The sequence below is a fragment of the Paenibacillus sp. GD4 genome (genome assembly GCF_030846225.1).
Taxonomy (GTDB): domain Bacteria; phylum Bacillota; class Bacilli; order Paenibacillales; family NBRC-103111; genus Paenibacillus_G; species Paenibacillus_G silviterrae.
On the sequence record NZ_JAVCYK010000002.1, the window covers coordinates 334342 to 353735 of the forward strand.

Genomic DNA, 19394 nt, shown 5'->3' on the forward strand with positions numbered 1-19394 from the left:
GCATGCATTTTTGATAATCGGAAGTATGGTTTTCCGTCCAGCATTCCATAATAAAGGTGATGAAATCCAGTTGGGTAGGGGGTAACCATGAAACAGCCCGAGGTGAAGCCGCTGACGGAGGAACTGCAAGGCAATGTGGCATGGATCAAGGAGGCATTTTCGTATCCGAAGAATCATGCGCTTCGAGTACGGGATGTGTTCGTCCCTTTCATCAACAGGGAAGGCACGGTGCTGTACATCGATGGAGCTGCGGATACGCTGGCGATTCAGCAGTACGTCGTCGAGCCTTTGCTGAAATATGTCCACACCCAGCCTCTGCAAGAGGATCAGGTTCAAGTGATGGTGCAGCGGGTCATCACCGGATGCTCAGTCGCGCTGTTAGGCACGGATAAAGAATTGATCCAAGACTTGCTGATGGGTAACACGATTGTCATGATTCAAGGCTGCGCTCAGGCGATTTCTATTGAAACGCCGGGCTTTGAAGCGCGAACCATTGGTGAGCCTAAAGTAGAGCATGCGTTAAAAGGGCCTAAGGAATCGTTCGTTGAATCTGCCGCTACGAATTTATCCCAGATACGAAGGCAGCTGAAAACGCAAAATTTGATCGCCGAAACGATATCGCTAGGCAAAGAGGTAAGGTGTCCGGTTACACTGCTGTATATGAGAAACCTTACCAATCCCGAGCTCGTTAGGAAGGTAAAGGAAAGAATTAAGGTCATCGAAAGCGATAGCGTACAAAATTTATCCATGCTGGAGCAATATATTGAAGACCGGCCGTATTCCATTATACCCAGCACCCTGACGACAGAGCGGCCCGACCGTACCTGTGCTTTTTTGCAGGAAGGGCATGTGGTGCTCATCATGGATAACTCACCCTATGCCATGATTGCGCCGATCACCTTCTGGTCCTTGTTTCACACGGCGGAGGATATGAATCTGCGCTGGGTTTATGGCAATTTTATCAGAATCGTAAGAATATTCGCCATCTTCGTAGCCCTCCTGACCCCATCCATTTATATCGCCGTAAGTACCTTTCATGAGGAAATGCTTCAAACGGACCTGCTGCTGGCGATTGCGGCGACAAGGGAACGTGTTCCGTTTCCTGCGTTTATGGAGGTGCTAATTATGGAGGTTGCCTTCGAGCTGGTAAGGGAAGCCGGTGTCCGAGTACCCAGCGTCATCGGTCCGACGGTAGGTATCGTAGGAGCGTTAATTCTCGGACAAGCAGCTGTAGAGGCAAATATCATCAGTCCGATTCTGGTAATCGTCGTAGCGATTACGGGTCTCGCATCCTTCGCCATCCCGGAGATCAGCTTTAATTTTGCCGTACGAATTTTTCGCTTTATTTTGCTGGCAACGGCCACCTTCATCGGGTTCTATGGAATTGCATTGCTCTTAACTTGCCTGGTTTGTTATATGGTCTCTCTGAAGTCGTTCGATGTGCCGTTCCTTGCGCCGATGGCACCGCACTATCGCTCCTCCAAGGATTTGGTGCTGAGGCCGCCGGTCTGGAAGCAATGGCTTTTGCCGTTTTATACCAAGCCATTGGTCAAAAAACGAATGAAACAGCCGGAAGGGAATCGAAGGTATGATTAGACCTACGGATAGCAAGCTGGGAGTGAGGGAATTTACCTCGCTCCTTGCTCTTACCATTGCCATTAAGCTGACGGATACGACACCCTCCATCCTATTCTTACGGGGGCATAATGCCGCTTGGATGATCCCGTTGTTTTCCGCAGTAATCATTATCATTCCTGTGGCACTGCTCTTATCCCTGCTAAAAAGGCATGAAGGCAAGGGACTGATGGAGCTTCTTACTCTGACGTTCGGGCGATCCATCGGCTTCGCAATGGGATTAATAATATTCGTTTACACTTTATTGTTCACCTCCATCAACAGCCGCAGCTATGTCGATATTATCAACGTAATGATGTACCAAAGAACACCGGTTCCCGCACTGTACATCATGCTGCTATTTGTAGCTTGGTTTGTAGCGAACCGCGGGCTCGAAGCCGTCGGTCGTACGGCCTGGGTTGTCATTCCTTATATCACGGTTATCCTCTGGTCGCTGGTTTACTTCGTGTGGAACGAAATCGATTGGCTTCACTTGTATCCGATTGCAGGACCGGGCTATGATCGGATCGCCCAGCAAGGCGTTCTCCATAGCGCCATGTACGGAGAATTGATCCTTATGATGGTGCTCGCATCAAACGTAAGGAGCTTCCGCTCCTATCGCTTCAGCACTTGGTTAGCCCTGGCAGTCTCCTGCGTGGAGCTAGTCGTCCTGATGAGTGTATATGTTGCCGCCTTCGATTATCCTTCCGTCGTCCAATTGGCTTATCCGTTTCAACATCTCACCCGAGCGGCGTCCATCGGAAAAACACTCACGCATGTGGAATCGTTGTTTTTCGGATTTTGGATCATCTCAGCTTCAATCCACTTTGCCATATCAATCTACGTCACCGCCTTTGTTTTCGGCAAAATGCTGCGGCTCAAGGAGTTTGAACCGATGATCCTTCCGTTGACGGCATTGATTCTGCTGCTCGGTCTCATCCCCAGCCATACACAAACGACACTAATGCTGCGGGACGCTATCACTCAGTGCGGCTCCCTACTGTTTATTTCGCTGCCTTTCCTGCTGTGGATTACGGATCGGATACGAAGGAGGAAGGTGAGTTGAGGAAAACTTCGCTTCTCATTTTATTGGGTTCGCTGGCGGTGCTTCTTACAGGCTGCTGGGATCAGCTGGAGCTGGAGGAGCAAGCCTACGTAGTCGTTATGGGTTTGGATAAAGGCGCATCCGGGATGGTGGATGTTACCTTCCAGATTGCCAATCCGCAAGTAGGCTCAACCGACAAAGGCTCAGCTCAGAATGAGCCGCCAAGCGATACGGTAACGTTCTCAACGCCGGACATTTTATCAGCCAAAGATATAGCCAATAGTATCGTCACAAGAACGATCAGCTTCTCGCATCTAAGAACCATTATCGTAGGGGAGGAGTTAGCCAAATCGAGCTTTTTTCATCACGTTATGGCTGCCGCGGCCAGGGATCCGGAGCTGCGCAGCGAATCGAATCTGGTGGTGGCGAATCAAAGAGCGAGAGATTTCATACACAACAACAAACCGAAGCTGGAGACCCGGCCCCATAAATATTATGAGTTCATGCAGGATCGCTGGAGAGATACGGGGCTGGTTCCTTATTCTACGCTTACTCGTTATTTTCAACGGCTGGGAGGGGACACCTTGTATCTTGCGATATACGCTTCGACTAAACCTCACTCGGTAACGAAAAAAAAAAATGAGGACCAATACAAAGCGGGTGAAATTCCCCACGACTCGGGAGATCCGGCAGAGATGTTGGGATCCGCGGTCTTCCATTCCGGTCGGATGATCGGTACGTTGACGGGGGAGGAAACACGATTCGCTCTGTATTTACGTCGCAAAGCGCTTGTTCACTCCTTTATTGCCTCCTTTAAGGATCCACTGGTTCCTTCATATCAAATTTCAGTGAGAATGATTAAGGATGAGGATACTAAGATTAAGGTGAATACCGAAGGGGATAGGGCTGAGGTCAAGGTGACGGTTCCTATTATACTTCAAGTATTATCGATTCCCAGCTTAACGAATTATGTTACAGATTCGGAGAATCAGAAGAAACTCATAGCCTCCTTGGAGCAGCAATTCGAACAAATTTCAAGGAAAGTTGTAGAAAAGTCTCAGAAGCAGTTTAAGGCAGATCCTTTTCTATGGCATCTGAATGCCAGAGCGACATTCGCTACGTTTCCCGAATATTTAGCCTATGACTGGTCGAAGCATTTTATGGATGCCAATGTAGATATTCACTTTGACTGTCGTATCGAGAGCTTCGGCAAGCAGCTTTTGCCCCCTCTGGCAGGTCGTGCTCTTGTTGAAGAGGAGGAGAAGCAGTGAACTGGATCCTGATCCTGGGTTATATTTATATAACTTATTATACCTTTAGCTACGCCAGGAAGGTATGGCAGGAGGGGAATAGGCTGGGAGGATTCGGCATTGCCCTCGTGTCTGTATGTTATTTACCGATTTCCATATGGCTGTATATCAGATAAGCCGGCTCGGGGAACAGTAGGTTTCTGCTCTTCAAGCCGGCTGCTGCTTTCTTTAGACGATCGGGTTCACTCTTCATCCTGCCCCAGAAATTCATCCAAGCTATGAGAGGCTTTGCTTTGATTGCAAATATTGCAGGCGCATACACAATTCATTGGAGTCGTATGTCCTCCCTTGGAGCGTGGCAGCAGATGGTCGATCGTGTCCCCATACTCCCCGCAGAAGAAGCATTGATGCCGATCTCTTGCCAGAATAAACCGGCGAAAGGATTTATTCGTATAGATCCGTCGGATCGTATAGCGGTTAACGACGACAGCGGCATGTTCCTTCACCAGGATAACAGCCGTCTCCAGATCGGTTTCCTGATACCAGCGCCTTCCCTTATCCGTTCGGCCGCGCATCCGAATGAAGCCCTCGCGGGTCGGCTGAAGCACGGAAGCATCCGGACCTTCCGGCCGGGGGGGAGGAGGAGGCAGCGGGCGGCGTGTCCGTATCTTGGGTGTGACCAGTGAGCCTTCATCAAGAAGCAGCTGGGGTGAGGCTTGCATGACTCGGGGTTGTTCAGGTGTGCCTTGGGCATCGCTTACGACTGCGACCTGGACCGCTTTACGCTGCTTCCGGCAGCTTCGGCATGCGCCGCGGCGTGAGGCTTTACCCGAACGTTTGCCTGTTCTTCGTAAAAATTCCTGTATTGGTTTCTGCTCATGACAGTGAGCGCAAATTTTGTATATGGTGTCCACCTCGCTTCCTTCCCTTGTTATTCTACCATAAACAGGACAAGAAGGAGGAATGTGACTGTCGAAGCGCGCAAATATTACATAGTCTCGCGGAATAGAGCAAGAGAAGCGTAGAGGGGATGTGCGCCCTTGTGTTACGATGGGTAGTATCCATTTCAGCAAAGAAGGGTAGCCCTCATGGAGACATGGCGCAAAAATTTATACATCTTATGGTTTGGGACCTTTTTTACTTCTGCGGGGATCGGAATGATCATTCCCTTCCTGCCGCTTTACGTACAAGAGCTTGGCATCCATGACGTTCAGAAGGCGGCCCTTTGGGCTGCGATGATATTCGGGATTAATCACGTGATGATCGCTATAACTTCTCCGTTCTGGGGCAGATTCTCGGACCGGTATGGGCAAAGGGTGACGATGATTCGGTCAGGCTTCGGTCTGGCCGTCATTATTGCCGCGATGGGACTTGTCCATACACCGGTTCAGCTGCTCCTGCTTCGCGCACTCTTCGGTACGATGGGAGGCTTCTCCACCTCGGCGGTAGCCCTCATGGCCATCGAGGCGCCTAAGGATCAGGTAGGGAGGACTCTCGGCACGCTGCAGACAGGACAGGTCAGCGGACAGCTGCTCGGCCCGCTGCTGGGCGGCATCCTGGCAGAGTGGCTCGGCATGAGGAACTCCTTCTTCTTCACAGGCTTATTCATCTTTATCGCGGCTGTGCTCGTGCTCTTTGGAGTGAGAGAAACGAAGGAGTATGCTCCTTTCCGCTTCAGGCCGTGGCTTCAATCGCTGACGAATCGACGTATGGAACAGCGCGCAGAGGAAGAAGGAAAGACTGCGCCAGCAAAGCTGGAGCTTCGGCAAGTGATGCGGGAGACTCCTGTCATATTCACGCTATTTCTGTCCACCTATTTGATTGCTGCCAGCTTCCAAAGCATCAGCCCGATCATCTCCCTATATGTGAAGAGCTTGCATGTAGAAGATCACGTGGCCCTGATGGCCGGCCTGATCTTCGCTTCCAGCGCACTCGGAACGATGATCGCAGCCCCAATTCTCGGAAGACTCGGCGACCGGTACGGCTACTTACCGGTGCTGCTCAGTTCTTTGCTGTTGATATCGCTCTTGTACCTTCCCCAGGCTACGGCCTCGAATCCTTGGCTTCTCATGGGTATGCGTTTCTTATCGGGACTATGCGTTGGAGGACTTATTCCGTCAATAAGCTCGATTCTGCGAAGACTTACACCTTCCGCTATCAGGGGAAGTGTGTATGCTTATAATTCAAGCGCCAATTCGCTGGGCAACGTCTCCGGTGCCCTATTCGGCGGTCTTATCGCGGGACATTTTGGAATTCCGGTTGTATTTTATATCATTGCAGGGGTGTTCTTCTTGCACTTCCTCATGCTGGCGGTCCAGTATAAGAGATTGACGCAGGCACAGTTGGGAAAAGAAGCGGAACAATAAATATTTCCCGGGCGAGTGCAAATATCGACTGCATTTGATCAATAGTGACTTCATCCAGCATGCTATGACGAAAAAGGAGGAGAGCGGGAGATTACTTCTGAAACTCCTTAGGTGTGCAGCCGGTCATTTGTTTAAAAATGCGGCTGAAATAATAAGGGTCTGGATAACCGACCCGTTCTCCGACCTCCTTGATGGCTAAATCCCGGTGATGGACAAGAAGATATTTAGCCTCATTAATTCTTAATCTCATTAAGTATTTGGAGGGCGGTTCTTCCGTATATTTGATGAAGATTTTACTTAAATAAGAAGCGTTAAAGTTAAAGCTGCGTGCGATTTGCTCCAGACTTATCTCCTTATGGAAGTTTTCCCTAAGGAAGCTCTGGACGAGCTCCACGATTTCCTTCGGATTCGTCACGGCCGGAAGCAGGTCTTTCCTGCTTTCCCTTACGGCGGAATTTTCGTTCTCAATCACGGTAAAGAGCCGGTGAAGCGTACGCTGCAGCTCTGCCGTATTGATGGGCTTAAGCAAATACTCATCGACATGGTATGAGAGGGCCTGGCGTGCATATTCAAAATCCGCATAGCCGCTTGTGATGACCTTCCGGATCCGCGGGAAATAGAGATGGAGCGCCTTCACCAGCTCCATGCCGTCCATGACAGGCATCCGTATGTCGGTAAAAATCAAATCAGGCTGACGCTCCTGCACCAGCCGGTAAGCCTCCCTGCCGTTCTGTGCCTCACCGACCACCAGGAAGCCATCCAAAGATTCAATTTTCTTCTTCAGGCTTTGACGAATCAAATCTTCATCCTCCGCTACAAGGACTGTGATTTGCAAAGACTTCTCCACAGGCTTACCCTCCGTTCTGAGCTATGCTCCCGCCAATCTGGATCGAAGCGCCGCCTTGCGGCAAAGTCCTAATGTGGAAGGTCATATTCCTTCCGTAAGTCAGCTTAAGCCGAATGTAAAGATTAAGCAGGCCCATACCCTCCAGCTTGAGAATGGGAAAAACGCCGGTTTCTTCATATTCTTGAATTTTGGCATGAAGCTGCCCAATACGGGCTTCAGTAAAGCCGGGACCGTTGTCGGATACCTCGACGATCCATCTCCCGTCGGCAGCCGTACCGGTAATGTCAATCCTCCACGGTGGTTCCTTCATCGTAGCATATTTCAGGGCGTTCTCGACGAGAGGCTGAATAACCAGCTTCGGAATACGGAGCGGCAGCAGCCTTTGGTCTATCGCGAACGTGTACTGCAGCTTGGAGCCGAACCGAAGCTGATTTACATCCAAAAATTTAATGGTATAAAGTATCTCTTCTTCCATAGCAACCAGAGACACATCTGACGAAATATAGCGAAGAAACCCGGACATATTCTCGGACATAGCGATGATTTGGTCATTCATTTGTTCTTCGGCCATGACATGGATCGTAGCCAGTGTATTGTACAGAAAATGCGGATTCATCTGGGACTGGAGCGCGATAAGCTTCGATTGCAGCTCCTGCGATTGGGAGAGCAGCAGCTCATCCATTGACTCCTTCAAGCGGGCACTCATCTTCACAAATGACCAATGCAGCTGGTCAAGCTCGCTGAGTCCGCTGTTCAGTACGCGATAAGCACCGTGATCCTCGGTCAGATCCTCAAGCCGCATATTCTGTATGGTGCGGTGAATCTTCAGAATGGGCCGAGTGATTCGTTTGGCGGCAAAGTACGACAAGATGATAGCAAACAGCATGATCAAGAAAGCGATCAGCAAGGTCTGCTTGGTAAATTGAATTAACGGAGCAAACAGCTGCTCCTCGGATACAATGATGACCGTACTCCATCCCGTAAATTCCGAGTAGTGAGCAGAAACCAGCTCTTTTTTACGTGTGTTCGGATGCAGGAAGGCGGCTTGTTTCAACGTCGTCCCGTCAGGCTGGATATAGGCTTCATAATGTGAGGGATCAGCTTGAAGCGGATAAAGCATTTGACCTTCATCGTTATAAATCAGAATCTGTGCCTCATAGGGGTTCTGTAAAGCAAAGTCCGTGACGCTCTTGAAAACTCGGCTGAAATATTGCTTCACCTCAATGATCCCCATCGGAGCGTGAAAGCTGTCATAGAACAACCGATAAAGGGAGAGGGAGTATTGCTTCTCATGAGAGGAGCTGAATTTGGACATGGCTTCATCCGGCACGGGAGAGCTGATGTATTTCGCGCCCTGCTGCTCGACAACACGTTGAAACCACTGCTGTTCCGACGGACGGTAGGTTCGCTCGGTGTTATCGAATCCGCTGCCGTATACTTTACTTTCGAAATCATATAAATAAATTTGTTCCACAGGCCGGGTCGGCCCGATTACGGCGGTAAGAATTTCCGTCAATTCCTTGGCGTTCTCCAAAGCACCGATAGGACTGTAAACGCTCCCATCTCCATCGTCCTTTTTGCCTTCCGAGTAGGCCAAGTAGCGCTGAAACCGATTTTTCACCAAGTTGGAGTACATGACATTAAGCGATATACTGTTCATCTTCTGAATTTCCGAATCGAGCTGCTCTTGGATGGAGCGTCCCGTGCTTTCCAGCGAATCCAATGCATTCTTCTTCAGCAGCTCGGAAGCCCAGACGGAGAAGCATATGACCAGCACGGCAAAAACAACCACAATGATCAAAGAATAGGTGGAAAACAGGATCATACGAATGGTGCCGAAACGCTCTCGCATAATGCCTCCTCAAGGGGGAATATGGAATAGCTGGTTTCATTTTCATACGAAGCGAACCATTTGTCAAAGGTTTTCGGAAGCAGATTCGGTAAAAAAAACACAAAAAACGAATCTCATTTCTCCATGGCATCGCTATGGACACCGATTTATAATTACTTTTGTAAGCGGATTCACGAATGAAACTTATCCAAGGGGTGCGTTCATGATGAAACGATCGGTTTGGATGTCTTCGGTTTTGCTGTTGTCCGGTTCAGTGATGACCGCGTGCAGCGGAGGGTCGACTCCGGCAGCAGGCACTGCGCCTAACCCAACGGCGGAGCAGGCCAGGAAGCAGGTCACGTTGACCTATATCGCGAGCCAAGGCTGGATTAAGGATGCGGAAATGCAGCTCGCCAAAAAGTTCGAGCAGGAGACGGGAATTAGGATCGATTATCAGATCGTTCCCGCCGATCAGTATTTTAATGTATTGAAGACGAAGCTCAATTCCAAGGAAGGTCCGGACCTGTTCGGAGGGCAAAGCGGGAAGAGTGAGATCAAGCTGAATTACAACGTGGAGAAAAATGCCGTCGATCTCAGCGACCAGGAGTGGGTGAAGCGCGAAGATCCGCTTTCCGTCGATCAACTGACACTGAACGGAAAGGTGTATGCACAGACCATATGGGATACGGGAAACAGCTTCGTCATTGCCTATAATAAAAAAATATTCGAAAAGCTGGGGCTTTCCGTTCCGAAGACTTACGAGGAGCTTAAGCAAGCGAGCTTAAAGATCAAGGAATCCGGTGTGACACCGATCTATGAGCCGGTAGCCGACGGCTGGCATCATGTGCTGTGGTTTGCCGAGCCGGGTCCGAGATACGATGAAGTGACTCCGAATCTATATAACGATCTGAACGACAACAAAAAGAAGTTCGCAGACGATCCGACGATGCTGCTCGCGTTAAATCAGCTGAGAGAGATGTACCAGCTCGGATTTTTCGGGGATAATGCGCTCTCGGATACCGGCTCCAATACGGCAGCGAAGCTGGCGAGCGGCAAGTTTGCCATGTCTCTTGCGGCTCAGAGCGTCGTGAAGGACATCGTCAAAGCGAATCCTGAGCTTAAAGAGGAGGACTTCGGCTTCTTCGTCATTCCGCTCGCAGACAACCAATTCTATTACATCAATCCAGGTGGCCCAAGCAAATTTATATATTCCGGGTCCAAGCATATTGAAGAAGCGAAGCGATATTTGGCGTATCTCGCCAAGCCGGAAAATCTTCAATTCATGATCGATAACGATCCGACGATTTCGAACCTGAACTTCTCCGGATTGAAGGATAAATATACGGCTGAGCAGAAAAAGCTGTTCGCGGCGTATCCGAAGAGGGGAACGGATATCCAGGACTACGTCAACTACGTGAATCCGCAGTGGATGGATATAGGCAAGGATATGACCGCCATGTTCAGCAATACGATGCAGCCGGCGGATATTTTGAAAAATATTGATAAACGCAGAGCGAACATGGCCGGAGTGGCCAAGGATCCGGGCTGGGTAAAGTAAGCCTATGAGAAATCAAATGTATCCGTCCTACTTTACGTGGGGGACGCTGGGGATGTATGCCGTATTTTTCGTCCTGCCCGGCTTGATGGGCTTCTATTACTCGTTCACGGATTGGAACAGCTTCTCCGACGAAATCAACTTTATCGGATGGGACAATTTCAAAATTTTGTTTTCCACCGACGAGAATTATGTAAGCTACGCTTGGAACACTCTGAATTTCACCATATCGACCGTTATATTGAAAACGGTGCTGGGACTACTGCTTGCCCTGGCTTTGAATCAAGGCATCCGTATGAAGGGCTTCCACCGCGTCATGATCTTTATGCCCTCCATTGTGCCGATGCTGGTGGTGGGACTGATCTTCAAGTCCATCCTGAATCCGGAAACCGGTCTGTTGAATGAAACGTTACGTTTCCTCGGCTTGGCGGCATGGACTCAGAAATGGCTGGTGGATGTGCAGTGGGCGTTCAAATCGATTATTGCAGTCGATACCTGGAAGGGCGTCGGTTATATTATGATCATTCTGCTTGCCGGCATTCAATCGATCTCAAGGTCTTATTATGAAGCGGCGGAGATCGACGGGGCAAATGCGTGGCAGCGGCTGAAATCGATTACGCTTCCGCTGCTGATGCCGGCCTTGACGGTCACCACGGTGCTGAACCTGCTCCACGGCCTGAAGGTATTCGAGGCGGTGTATGTGCTTACCAACGGGGGACCCGGCTATGCAACGGATGTGCTGTATACGGTCATTTTCAAGGAATTTTCCATGGGAAGATACGGTGTCGGCACGGCCCTTTCCTCGGTGTTATTTTTGTTCATGACCCTTATCGGGTATTTCGTAATCCGCTTGATGGCTAGAGAGGGGGAGCATGAGCATTGATGGGAAAGTCTATTCAAGCTTTGCTTCGTAACGGTCTCGCCTGGCTGCTGAGCTTGTTGATGTTCGTTCCGCTGCTGTTGATCGTGATCAACTCCCTCAAGGATCAGGTGCAAGCGGGCTCCATGGGGATGGATTTGCCGGATCGGCTTCACTGGAGCAATTATGCTGTCGTCATAGAGCAGGGGAAGCTGCTCCAGTCCTTCTTCAACAGCTTATTGTATTCCGGGGCCTCTACGGTACTCGGCATCGCCCTGTCGGCTGTTGCCGCCTACATCTTTGCCCGAAACGCGACAAAGCTTCACCGTTTCTTTTACTTCTTCATTATTTTGGGGATCGCCATGCCGGTCAATTTCGTGACGCTTACTAAGGTCATGCAGTTTACGCACTTAAATAATACGCAGCTCGGCATTATTATTTTGCTTGCGGTTCATTCGATTCCGTTCACCGTATTCCTGATCTACGGCTTTATCGGCACTGTGCCAAGAGAGCTTGACGAAGCCGGGATCATGGACGGCTGTCCGCCGTTCAAGCTGTTCTTCCTCATCGTGCTTCCACTGCTCAAGCCTGTGGTTGTCACGGTAGGCATTTTGAATTTCATGGGAGCATGGAATGACTTTGTGCATTCTCTCTACTATTTAAACAGCTCGGACAAATGGCCAATGACGCTGGCGGTTTACAATTTTTTCGGCAGGTACCAGGTGAACTGGAATCTCGTATCGGCGGATATTGTGCTGACGACGCTGCCGGTTATCCTGATTTATCTTATGGGACAGCGCTACATCATTGCAGGGATGACCTCGGGTGCAGTCAAAGGCTAGGTTGTGGGGATTCCGCGGAATAGGAGGGATTGAATATGTTTTTTCACGATCTTCGCATGGAAAAGGAGCTGATCTTCGAGCGCAGGATCGACAGCGATGTGGAGCATGAGCTCCACATGCACGATTTGCTCGAAATCAATGTGCTCCTTGAGAATCGGGCGGAATTCAGGCTTTTGAACGAATCGTATGCCGGCGAGCCCGGGGACGTATTCATCTTTCGCCCGTATGAGCCGCATTACAATTTGACCGTGGACGCCGATAAGCCGATCAAGTGGATTATGGTGCTGTTCTCTCCCTCCATTGTGAGGATGATTCCCTACGGGTACCGACTGCTGTATCCGTTCTACACCGCCGCCTCGGCGCCGCACATTCCTGCGGCGTCCTTCTACGCACAGAGCATTCAAGCGGCGGCGCGCGCGGCCTTCGAGGAGCAGGAGAAGCGGCTTCACGGCTGGGAATCGAAGCAAATGATGCATTTTATCGATATTTTGGTCCATATTTACCGGTATTCCTTAGACTGCTTGTCGGAAAAGGAGCAAGCGGAGATAGAGACGGGCGTGGTGGCGACGGTGGCTTACATTCTGAGGCACATTACGGAGGATATTGATATTCGGGAGCTAATCGAGATTTACGGCAAGGGGAAAACGAATTTTTACACCGGCTTCAAGCAGGCGGTAGGCGTCACCCCGAATCAGTTTATTCACCGGCTGCGAATGCAGATCGCCATGTATTTGCTCAAAACGACGGACAAATCGATTACCGACATTGCCTTCGAATGCGGGTATCATTCCATTCATTATTTCAATAAGCATTTCAAACAGTACCGCAATCTTTCTCCTAGGGAATACCGCAACCGGACGAAGAAGGCAATATAGTGAGGGCTGTCCCGAAGTCTGCGTATGGCGGATACGGGACAGCCCGCCGTTTATCGGGCGGCGTTGAGCGTACGAACCACCTTCAAGTGCTCTCTTTCCGCCTCGGAGTACTGAGCCTGAAGCTGATCCCAATATCTCGGCGGCGTGACGGGGGTGCCGGCAAAGGAAAAGCCATTCTCATCCAGACGGAGAGGGCCGTTCAGATTCGTTGCATCGAAGCCAAGCTCAACCCTCTTATCCAGCATCGTTCGGAGCAGCCGATAACGGTCCTCGCTCCAGCCTGGAAGCTCCTTCGCCCAGGCTTCGGGGGCATAGCTGTCCTGATACACTTCTTCATTCAAGTAATGAATATAGAAGATGCGCCGCTGCCGGTCGGAAGGATTGAAGGCAGAGCCGTGCGGGGTGGAGAGACAATGAAACAGGACATCGCCAGCTTCCATCTCCAGCGGAACCGCACCGCAGCGGTTGTAGAGATCCTCCTCGGACACCTGCTTCAGATCGACGTGCCCGACCAGATGCCGTCCGTGGATCGCCCAGACGCAGCCGTTATCCGGACCCGAATGGTCCAAATAAATATCCGTCGTAAAGTTCGGAATGCCGAACGTCGTCGAACGGCTTCGCGCCCCGTAGGGAGGATCCTGATGCCAGTGGACCGGGGCGCCGGAATTGGCAAGCTTTACGACGAGGGAATCGTTCCAAGGATAGAAGGAATGGCCGATGATTTGCCCGATATTTTCGAGCAGCTCCTGCTTTACCGTGACGGCGAGGAAGATGTCGTCCCGCTGCCACATTTTCTCAGACCGCCAGTAGGTTTGGCTGCCGTCTCTCGTATAGTAGCGGTGATCCGAGCCTGTTCGGGCCACGCCTTCCGCCTGCACGGCGTCCGCCGCTTTTTGCAGCAGCTCCAGCTCCCTGCCTTTGAATAAACCTCTCATGATCAAATAGCCGTTCTTATGGAAATCTTCAATCTGTTCTTGTGTGAGCATTCTTTCACTCCACTCCTTCGCAAAAGGTTCATTGTCAAGCTCAAGGTTATCGTAGCATACGGAACGTGGGGATACCTTTCTAACTTAAGGGATGCATTTGCAATTTTGTTCAGCGTCAGACGTTTCGGACGGCTTTGAACAAAATCACAAAAACGGACATCGGTCCAGACAAGTTTGCCGGTTATGGATTCGTTATACTTATCACATCGATGGATTAGAGGATGCCGCAGTCCTCGAAACGTGTGATTTCAACTTAGGGGGAAGGAGTCTGTTCATTATGAAAATCATTGGGTATGAACGCGGTGAACGAGGCTTGATCCTCGAAACGACGAAGGGACGGATCCAAATTGAGACTTACAGTCCCTCCATTTTGCATATCGTCTATACGCATGAGGAGGAATTCAGTACCAAGGAGAGCTTGGCCGTGGTGCCTGAGGCGTATCAGGGTGCTGAGTGGAGCCTGACGGAGTCTGAAGGGACGATCGAGCTGACTACCACAAGGCTTCAGCTTAGCATTCTGAAAGCAACGGGAGCGTTTCGGTACCGGGATCGGAACGGGCGCCTGCTCGCCAAAGAGCCTGACCGGGGCGGCAAATCCCTCGTAGCGACGGAGGCGGTCCGTTACGTCTATGACGATACCTCGTCGGTAACCACCAGCATGTCGGCCGATGGGGTACGTGTCCAGGCGGAAGCCAAGGACGCGATCGTACGCAAAGCCTACCACACCAAGCTCGAGTTCGAGTGGGCGGAGGGAGAGGCGCTGTACGGGCTCGGCTCGCACGAGGAAGGTATCATGAATTTGAGGGGAACAAGCCAATACTTGTATCAGCAAAATATGAAAGCCGTCGTGCCTATGCTGGTTTCGACAAAAGGGTACGGGATCCTCATGGACAGCTATGGACTGATGACTTTTCATGACGATGCTCACGGCTCTTATTTATGGACCGATACGGATGACGAGCTTGACTATTACTTCATCTATGGACCGGAAATGGGAGAGGTAGTCTCAGGCTTCCGAACGCTCACAGGCCGTGCACCCATGCTCCCGAGATGGGCGTTCGGCTACGCGCAGTCGAAGGAGCGCTACAAGTCGCAGGACGAATTGATTAACGTCGTTAAGGAATATCGGGAGCGACAAATTCCTATAGACATGATCATTTTGGACTGGATGTCCTGGACGGGCAATCTATGGGGACAGAAGTCCTTTGATCCCGAACGTTTTCCTGACCCGGCGGAAATGATGAGAACCCTTCATTCGATGGATGCGAAGCTGATGGTATCCATCTGGCCGATCATGAACAACGACGGTCCGAACCACCGGGAGATGAAAGAGCATAACACGCTGCTCGGTAACCAAGCGACCTATGACGCCTTTAGTGAGAAGGCACGTCAGCTCTACTGGAAGCAGGCTTACGAAGGGTTGTTCTCGCATGGGATCGATGCATGGTGGTGCGACTGTACGGAGCCCTTCGAGGCCGATTGGAAGGGCGAGGTCAAGCCGGAGCCGGAGCAGCGGCTGGCCATCAATACCGGCCGGTCCAAGAAGTATTTGGATCCGGAATACATCAATGCTTATTCCCTGATGCACTCCAAGGGGATTTATGAAGGACAGCGGGAGGTCACGCTGGAGAAACGCGTCGTGAATCTGACCCGCTCCGCTTACTCGGGTCAGCAGCGCTACAGCGCCATCACCTGGTCCGGCGATACGTGCGCCAAGTGGGAGACGCTGCGCAAGCAGGTTCCCGCGGGCCTGAATTTCTGTGCCGCCGGCGTACCTTACTGGACCTCGGATATCGGCGCATTCTTCGTTGCCAAGAAGGAGCAATGGTTCTGGGACGGTGATTATGACCGAGGCTGCGACGACCCGGCTTACCGGGAGCTTTATCTGCGATGGTTTCAGTACGGCGCCTTCCTGCCTATGTTCCGCTCACATGGGACAGATACGCCGAGGGAGGTATGGCGCTTCGGGGAACCCGGTTCCGTAATCTATGATACGCTCGTTACATTTATCAAGCTGCGCTATCGACTGCTTCCCTACATTTACTCCCTTGCCGGTATGGTGACGCTCCGGCACGATACGATGATGCGTCCGCTTGCCTTTGATTTCCGCGCGGATGAGAACACGTACGATATATCGGATCAATATATGCTCGGACCGGCGCTCCTGGTCAATCCGGTGCTGGAGCCTGTGGGCGAAGCTCAGCGCTTCTGCCGGTCCGTTTATTTGCCGCGAGGAACGAAGTGGTATGATTTCTGGAGCGGGGAACAGCACGCAGGCGGGCAATGGGTTAACGCCGACGCAGGTCTGGATACCATGCCTCTGTTCGTGCGCGCCGGCTCGATTGTACCGGTAGGACCGGACGTTAAGCACAGTATGGAGCTGCAGGATGCACCTTGGCAGCTGCTCGTTTATTCGGGGGAAAGCGGAAGCTTCACCATCTATGAAGATGAGGGAGATAGCTATCGGTATGAGCAAGGTCAGTACGCCGCCACAACGATTCGCTGGGATGATGAAGCCTCAATATTGACGATTGAGGACCGGGTAGGCTCGTATGCAGGAATGAATCCCAAGAAAACGTTTCTCGTTCATAAGGTAACGGAAGGGCAGGGCTTCGTTAAGCTTACGGCGGATCCAGTCGGCCAACCGATTATCTATGAAGGAAAGACGGTGCGAATTCAGCTGTAGCTTTGACGGAGCTTGGCCGCGAAAAGGAGGGGAGGAAGGCTGTGAGTCGGCATCAGACGATGTTTTACCGCTTTTTGCTGTCCTATCTGGTGATCCTGCTAATTCCCATTCTTGTTGGAGTGTATGCGTATAACCGGACGGTAGACGTCGTCAGAAACGATGCGGCGCAGCTGAACCTCTCCGTCCTCGAGCAAAGCAAGGACACGATGGACCGGCTGTTTGAAGAAACGCAAGATTTGGTCTCGCGATTATCGATCGACAGTCAGACACAGCTGCTGATGGAGACTGCCAAATCGCCTTTAACCGCGGAATCGATATACGAGCTGGCTCAGCTGCGAACCGGCTTGAGGAAGACGGTGTTCAATAAGCTGATAACCGATGTGCACATTTATTTTGACCAGAGCCGCTATGTTGTTTCTCCGGAAACCGTCAGCAGCGTGTCAGAGATGCCGTTGCGCTTCAATAATTCGCCGTATGGGGGATGGCTGCGAGATATGCTGGGCGGGTCGAACCGGGAGAGCCGGTATATCAGCATCGAGGAATTGACGGTGTACGGGCAGAGCCGCAGCGGGCTGGTTTATGTGAACCCCCTGCCAGCTGGCTATTCAAGCAAGAAGGAAGGCGCTATCGTCGTCTACTTGAACCAGCGTCATATTACCAATATGCTGGAACGACTCGTGATCGGCGATCATGGCTTTGCTTATATTCAAGACTCCGCGGGGACAATCATTTCCTCCTTGCATGGGGAAGGCGGACCTTGGGAGCTGCTTACCCTGCCGAAAGAGTCCGCTAACGGATACACCTTCCAAACCATCCATGAGCAAAGCATGCTGGTCACCTATTCCACCTCCGCACAGAACGGATGGACCTATGTCGCGGCGTTTCCCTCTGAGCTGGTGATGGAGAAAGCCGGCTATATCAAAAGGATTACCTGGACTCTCGTTCTGCTCGCCCTCCTCATCGGGGGCCTTGTCGCACTGTACTTATCTTATACAAACAACAAGCCTCTGCAAGAGCTTCTGATATCGGTGAAGGAGCTCGACGGCATCATGAAGCTGCAGCTGCCCTTCTTGAGGAGATCCTTCATTGAAAGATGGCTGAGGGGAGAGTTCCATTCCTTCGAGGAATGGGAGGCGCACGCGGCCCAAGCGCAGCTGAACGACCAGCAAACGCGATATACAGCTGCCGTCATCAGGATTCATGCCACGAATGAGCGGGGGGAAGTGGACACATATGCTTTCGATGGCGCTCGATACGACAGATCCAAGCTTCTTACCTGCTGTCCGGAGCAGGAGGGCCATCTCCATGAAATAAAGCGGGGCAAGCTGGTCCTTGTGATCCCGGTGGAGGAACGGCTTGGAGTAACCGAAGCCGCCAAGGACATCAGTTGCAGGCTGTCGAAATGGCAGGAGCACCTCAGGAACGAGCTTCAGCTGACGACGGCAATAGGGGTCGGATCCATCTGCGATGATCCCCTGCTGCTGTGCAAATCATATCAGGAGGCGGAGCAGGCAGTGGAAGGGCGTCTCTTGGAGAACCTTCATCGTGTGGTATGGTTTCAAGCGATGGCTGGCAGCTCCTCGTCCTATTATTATCCGCTGGATGTTGAGCTGAAGCTTATGAATCTGGTGAAAACAGGCGATAGGAATGGGCTCGATCTTGTGCTCGAGCAGATTGAAGTACAGAACGTGGAGTACCGCCAACTATCTCTCAGCAAGAAACGGCAGCTGCTCTATGAAATCAGAGGCACGCTTTACAAGCTTTCCGACCAGCCGGAGGGAGGGACCTGTCCATTCCGGGAGGAAGTGGAGGCACTGGAGCGGTTGGAGGAGGAAGGGGAGTTTGACTTCTCCCATCTGGCATCCTTGGCCAGGTCTATGTGCAAGCGAATGGCGAACCAGCAGCAATCGAAGGAGCGGGTAGAGCTGTTCGAAGAGATGAAGCGGATGTTGAACTCAGGCTTTACCGATTCCGGTTTGAGTTTATCGGTTCTGGCCGACCGGTTCCGGCTATCGGAAAGCGCGGCCTCTGTCTTCTTCAAGGACCAGTCCGGCATCCCCTTCTCCGATTATTTAGAGCAGCTTCGACTTGAAAAGGCATGTTGTCTGTTGATGGAAACGACTCTACCGATCCAAGAGATTGCCGTTCAGGTCGGCTACAATAGCGATAAAGCGTTTCGCCGGGCGTTCAAAAGGGTCGTTGGCATCCAGCCGACCTCCTATAGAAAAACAATTCGTGCTGTTGAGCATTAGCTTACACAGGTAGAAAGCCTTGGTACCAAAGTGGGGAATTACCACCGGCATGCCAAGGCTTTTTAGCATGAATGGTTGGAGGTAGTCTATGAGAAAATCCGCCACGCGTCCAACAAGGGATGCAAAGGTGCAAAAGTGCAGAAATCCACGAACCCAAGTGAAGCTCAGAAGAGGATTTGTGAATAGGCATCTTTGAGAATTCATTATGGCTGAAAACGAGAAAATGCCCATGGAATGTTGTATTTACGCAGAAATCTAACGGGCCCTTATCCATATTATGGTATAATTTTGTATTTTTGCAGAAATGAAATGTTCTGTACGCAGCTGAACAGGCCCTTTCACCGGCCGCGCCAAGCATGAAGTTGACCCGAGAGGATGAGGCCAGA

14 protein-coding genes are annotated in these 19394 nt (G+C 51.2%); 10 read left to right on the plus strand and 4 right to left on the minus strand.

The genetic code is table 11. From position 1 onward, the window contains the following. The first annotated feature begins 87 nt into the window (after nt 1-87). The 3 genes from RAC89_RS24765 to RAC89_RS24775 are packed head-to-tail and all read left to right on the plus strand — an operon-like array spanning nt 88 to nt 3930. Nucleotides 88-1596, plus strand: coding sequence for a spore germination protein (locus tag RAC89_RS24765; protein WP_306616413.1), 1509 nt, complete (start codon nt 88-90; stop codon nt 1594-1596). After that, nucleotides 1589-2680 carry a GerAB/ArcD/ProY family transporter gene (locus RAC89_RS24770; protein ID WP_306616414.1) on the plus strand — a complete coding sequence of 364 codons (1092 nt, stop codon included), beginning with the start codon at nt 1589-1591 and terminating at the stop codon, nt 2678-2680. Before RAC89_RS24765 ends, RAC89_RS24770 begins: the two co-directional genes overlap by 8 nt. After that, nucleotides 2677-3930, plus strand: coding sequence for a Ger(x)C family spore germination protein (locus tag RAC89_RS24775; protein ID WP_306616415.1), 1254 nt, complete (start codon nt 2677-2679; stop codon nt 3928-3930). The genes RAC89_RS24770 and RAC89_RS24775 overlap by 4 nt, the downstream gene beginning before the upstream one ends. Nucleotides 3931-4151: 221 nt before the next feature. Here RAC89_RS24775 and RAC89_RS24780 read toward each other — a convergent pair whose 3' ends face one another. Next, nucleotides 4152-4823, minus strand: a complete 672-nt coding sequence (locus RAC89_RS24780) for an HNH endonuclease (RefSeq protein WP_306616416.1) — start codon at nt 4821-4823, stop codon at nt 4152-4154. A gap of 174 nt (nt 4824-4997) precedes the next feature. Between RAC89_RS24780 and RAC89_RS24785 the strand changes: the two genes are divergently transcribed. Beyond that, nucleotides 4998-6275, plus strand: a complete 1278-nt coding sequence (locus RAC89_RS24785; RefSeq protein ID WP_306616417.1) for an MFS transporter — start codon at nt 4998-5000, stop codon at nt 6273-6275. Nucleotides 6276-6366: 91 nt separating this feature from the next. On the opposite strand, the gene RAC89_RS24790 is transcribed toward RAC89_RS24785, so the two are convergent. After that, complete coding sequence (locus RAC89_RS24790; protein ID WP_306616418.1) at nt 6367-7122, minus strand: response regulator transcription factor; 756 nt, start codon at nt 7120-7122, stop codon at nt 6367-6369. Between the two features lie 4 nt (nt 7123-7126). Continuing rightward, the gene (locus RAC89_RS24795; RefSeq protein WP_306616419.1) at nt 7127-8974 is read right to left on the minus strand and encodes a sensor histidine kinase; all 1848 of its coding nucleotides are present in this window, start codon (nt 8972-8974) and stop codon (nt 7127-7129) included. Between the two features lie 202 nt (nt 8975-9176). On the opposite strand from RAC89_RS24795, the gene RAC89_RS24800 reads away from it, so the two are divergent. Genes RAC89_RS24800 through RAC89_RS24815 form a run of 4 tightly spaced genes read left to right on the plus strand, consistent with a single transcriptional unit; the run spans nt 9177 to nt 13084 of the window. Beyond that, nucleotides 9177-10511, plus strand: a complete 1335-nt coding sequence (locus tag RAC89_RS24800) for an ABC transporter substrate-binding protein (RefSeq protein WP_306616420.1) — start codon at nt 9177-9179, stop codon at nt 10509-10511. A gap of 4 nt (nt 10512-10515) precedes the next feature. Continuing rightward, nucleotides 10516-11391 (plus strand): carbohydrate ABC transporter permease, encoded by an 876-nt coding sequence (locus RAC89_RS24805; protein WP_306616421.1) that lies wholly within the window; start codon nt 10516-10518, stop codon nt 11389-11391. Next, complete coding sequence (locus RAC89_RS24810) at nt 11391-12209, plus strand: carbohydrate ABC transporter permease (protein WP_306616422.1); 819 nt, start codon at nt 11391-11393, stop codon at nt 12207-12209. Before RAC89_RS24805 ends, RAC89_RS24810 begins: the two co-directional genes overlap by 1 nt. A 35-nt stretch (nt 12210-12244) precedes the next feature. Continuing rightward, nucleotides 12245-13084 carry a helix-turn-helix transcriptional regulator gene (locus RAC89_RS24815; protein ID WP_306616423.1) on the plus strand — a complete coding sequence of 280 codons (840 nt, stop codon included), beginning with the start codon at nt 12245-12247 and terminating at the stop codon, nt 13082-13084. A gap of 50 nt (nt 13085-13134) precedes the next feature. Here RAC89_RS24815 and RAC89_RS24820 read toward each other — a convergent pair whose 3' ends face one another. Continuing rightward, nucleotides 13135-14070, minus strand: a complete 936-nt coding sequence (locus RAC89_RS24820; RefSeq protein WP_306616424.1) for a phytanoyl-CoA dioxygenase family protein — start codon at nt 14068-14070, stop codon at nt 13135-13137. A gap of 277 nt (nt 14071-14347) precedes the next feature. On the opposite strand from RAC89_RS24820, the gene RAC89_RS24825 reads away from it, so the two are divergent. Both RAC89_RS24825 and RAC89_RS24830 read left to right on the plus strand, forming a co-directional pair. Then, the gene (locus RAC89_RS24825; protein ID WP_306616425.1) at nt 14348-16756 is read left to right on the plus strand and encodes a glycoside hydrolase family 31 protein; all 2409 of its coding nucleotides are present in this window, start codon (nt 14348-14350) and stop codon (nt 16754-16756) included. Nucleotides 16757-16797: 41 nt separating this feature from the next. Continuing rightward, entirely contained in the window at nt 16798-19008 is a 2211-nt protein-coding gene (locus tag RAC89_RS24830) for a helix-turn-helix domain-containing protein (RefSeq protein WP_306616426.1), read from the plus strand. The last annotated feature ends 386 nt before the right edge of the window (nt 19009-19394 follow it).